This is a genomic window from Siminovitchia fortis (assembly GCF_007681465.1).
GTDB lineage: Bacteria > Bacillota > Bacilli > Bacillales > Bacillaceae_C > Siminovitchia > Siminovitchia fortis.
On record NZ_VEKZ01000110.1, the window covers coordinates 1 to 3,383 of the forward strand.

Consider the following 3,383-nt stretch of genomic DNA (forward strand, 5'->3'; position numbering starts at 1 on the left):
CGAAAAAAAGTGGAATCAGCACAACTAACTGGTTGTGTTAGTTGTGCCGTGTAAGAAAAAAAAAAGACAGAGGGGTTCCCTGTCCATGTTTGTTATCTATATAAGTTGAGTTAAGTTTTCATCATATTTAATCGGCGAATAAAAGTTAGGAGAGGAAGGAACAAGCTCATAGTGCCCGAGTTAGCGAGGAATTCCCAAACACGATCACCATGAAAGACTCACAGGCAGCATCTCCAGTGACCGCGCAACAGGTTTATCGTTGATCACGGTCACTGGGCAGCGTCTCCAGTGACCGCGCAAGAGGCTTATCGTTGATTGCGGTCACTGGGCAGTGTTTCCAGTGACTGCGCAAGAGGCTTATCGTTGATTACGGTCACTGGACAAGGCTCTCCGAAATGACTGAATATCTATTAAACCTTAACAAAAGTCGAAAACACTAATGTACTTTTACACATAAATTAGGGCTTGACTGCTCATAGTGCCCGTGGCCGTGCGTTTAATGTAAGTTTATAAGTATAAAATGAATTTGAAATTTATTACATAATCATTTAATCGGATCGGCCCGCCAATGACCGCGCAAGCTCTTTTTCATCGAAACAGGTTGTCGGCCGATTTATTCCTAATAAGAATGGTAACAATGTTTAGTTCAGTTTATCTGGAAAATTTCGCTCCAAACTCTTTCATTATCGCTTCAACTTCTTCGGCATGTTCCGGTTTTAACAGGCTTTGCATCCGTGGCATAAAGCTCCTTAAATATTCTTCATCAAAACTTCTTTCATCCAGCTTCCGGAAGCTTTCAGCAAGCAATGCTTCCGCATTACCCTGCTCACCTTCCCTTATTCTTTCCATTATGAATGACTTGAATTTCTGCTGGCCAAGGTTCATTAAAAATCTCTCCTTTTATTATCCTATTCGTGTATTATCATCAGTTTTAACCCTCAATAATATTCAGAGATGGATGAGGATGATGGGGAAACGCACTAAACTATTTCCCCGCTTTGCTTCTTTTCCTAACAGGATAGGATTTGCTGACAAACGGAATTTCCTCAATGCCATTCAATTTGTTTACATAGACAGACATGACGAACAGGACATTTGCAAGCAGGTGAGTGTAGTCAAATAAAAGTTTCGGTACCTCCTGTTCCAAACTCACTTTATGTAAAGCGCGAACAGACTTTTTCGCCTCGCTGCGACACGTATGAAGGACACAGGCTGCTGTTGTCCCTTGCGGAAGCAGGAATCTGTCAATCTGATCTTTCACCTCTTCGACATAAACATCGTACATCTCGCTTAAACGGCTTAAATCTTCCTGAGTAATCGCCATGTTGCCGCGGACGGACCCATTTAAATGATAGACCATTGGAAGCAAGTACATTAAATCTTCATGAACGACCGGAATATCTTTAGTGAGCGAGGCTGCCAGCCCAATGCGTGTCGTTAAAGAATCAGTCCTGATTTCAAAATCGACGGTTGAAGCAGATTCACGCATGTAAGGATAGCAAAGATACCTTAGGTCCTTTTTTCCCATTGTTCATTCCTCCTTCTATCTTTCACGGAAAAAATCCATTTTAATGCATCATACAGCACTTTGCCAACTTATTTAATAAAGCCGTTTCGTATAACTTTCCTCCAGAATATCAACAACTTCTTGATTTGAAATTTTTGAATGGGCGGATAAAATTTTTGAAGCAGAAGGTAGTGTTTCATTATCCGGCCAAGAATTCGGTTCCCACAAATTTGAGCGTTTAAAGGCTTTGGCACAATGGATAAAACACTCCTCAACTTCTACGCCAATCCCTAAAAGTGGTTTTCGGTCTTTAATTTTCATTTTTTCTAGCAGCCCTTCATCTTTCACTAAAGTTGCCTTTCCATTAATTCTAAGCGTTTCCTCCATACCTGGAATAATAAAAAGAAGACCCACTCCGGGATTTGATAAAATATTACGCATAGAATCGATTCTTCTATTTCCTGGCCTTTCAGGTATAATTAAATGTTTTTCATCCAAGACATGAACAAAACCAGGCTTATCTCCTCTTGGAGAGGCGTCGCAGCAACCAGATTCATCTGCTGTAGAAATAACTAAAAACGGTGATTTAGAAATAAAATCTGAACAATGAGGATCTAAATATGTAATCACCTTATTTTTTACTAATTTACTAGGGAATCCTATAATAGTCCGAAGTCCTTCTTCGGTTTCAATAGTTTGACTGAACTGTTGACTAGATCCCATTCATACCGCTCCTCTTTTTTAGTTTAATGATGACAATCTTACGATCGATTTACACAATAATCCGAATACAAAAAAGAGAGCGAGAATATATGATCATCTTTCATCAAGCGATCAAGCTCCCTCTCTGCTCCGGATAGCTCAAGTATTTTATCCATTAAGATGTTATTTTGTTCCTTTAAATGCTGTATAGCCCCTAATTCGGGAGAAGTCTTTCTATCATTCTTCCAAAACCACTTCATCATGTGCACTCCTCAGTATGTAAATCTACGAACATTCTATCATATTTTGATATTGGCACCTATCCTTTTCCCGCAATTATTGAGAAAACGATATGACCGACTCGTTGATGTGCTAATTTAATGATCGGCTATAATTGGTAGCGATATTTAATCCCTAATGGTAACTTAATCGTCATCTCCAATATTTGTACAGCAAACTGGCATTCAGAGGAGACACTCCGTATGAATGCCAGCCGTTTTTTCCGTTCCGGGTACTAACTTAAAATGGAATTGGTTCCCGAGCCTATAGTTGAATAGTGTTTTCACATTCTATATAATTAGCACCAGGTACTATAACTTGATAACAAACTGGGTGATTTCATGTATAAGGCGGTTTTATTCTTAGCTACCATCGTTATTAAAACGTTGGGTAAAGTGGAAACCAAAAATAAACATCTGCTTCCATCGGAAGGAGGCTATATTTTAACATGCACGCATAAAGGCTGGTTGGATGTGGTTATTCTCGGAATTTGTACGCCGCATCCGATTCATTTTATGGCGAAGCAAGAACTATTTAAAAATAAGTTGATTTCCCTTTTTCTTTCTAAAATCAACGCCTTTCCTGTCAATCGCGAAAATCCATCGCCAAGCAGCGTAAAGACGCCTATTAAGCTATTAAAATCAGGTGAAGTGGTTGGCATTTTTCCGGGCGGAACAAGAACGACGGAAGATGTTTCATTAAAAAGGGGAGCTGTCACCATAGCAAATCTGGCGAAGGTTCCGATCATTCCCGCTGCCTATGAAGGGCCGGCAAATTTAAAAGAATTATGGAAAACAAGGAAAGCCACCATTATTTTTGGAGAACCTTTTTATCTGAAACCTCTCCCCATTAAAATGGGGAGGTTCCCGGACCCTAAAGGGTCACGGTTCCATTG

5 protein-coding genes are annotated in these 3,383 nt (G+C 39.8%); 1 reads left to right on the forward strand and 4 read right to left on the reverse strand.

What is annotated here, in order from left to right; translation table 11 throughout:
* Positions 1-651 precede the first annotated feature (651 nt).
* From FS666_RS18930 to FS666_RS18945, 4 genes are all read right to left on the reverse strand, one after another.
* Complete coding sequence (locus FS666_RS18930; RefSeq protein ID WP_144463748.1) at positions 652-885, reverse strand: hypothetical protein; 234 nt, start codon at positions 883-885, stop codon at positions 652-654.
* A 100-nt stretch (positions 886-985) separates the two neighbouring features.
* Positions 986-1,528, reverse strand: coding sequence for a cobalamin adenosyltransferase family protein (locus FS666_RS18935; protein WP_120068938.1), 543 nt, complete (start codon positions 1,526-1,528; stop codon positions 986-988).
* Positions 1,529-1,600: 72 nt separating this feature from the next.
* On the reverse strand, positions 1,601-2,230 hold the full coding sequence (locus tag FS666_RS18940) for a pyridoxamine 5'-phosphate oxidase family protein (RefSeq protein ID WP_144463749.1): 630 nt from the start codon (positions 2,228-2,230) through the stop codon (positions 1,601-1,603).
* A 38-nt stretch (positions 2,231-2,268) separates the two neighbouring features.
* Entirely contained in the window at positions 2,269-2,469 is a 201-nt protein-coding gene (locus tag FS666_RS18945) for a hypothetical protein (protein WP_120076021.1), read from the reverse strand.
* A gap of 360 nt (positions 2,470-2,829) precedes the next feature.
* On the opposite strand from FS666_RS18945, the gene FS666_RS18950 reads away from it, so the two are divergent.
* The coding region (locus FS666_RS18950) for a lysophospholipid acyltransferase family protein (protein WP_144463751.1) at positions 2,830-3,383 on the forward strand (554 nt) is incomplete at its 3' end.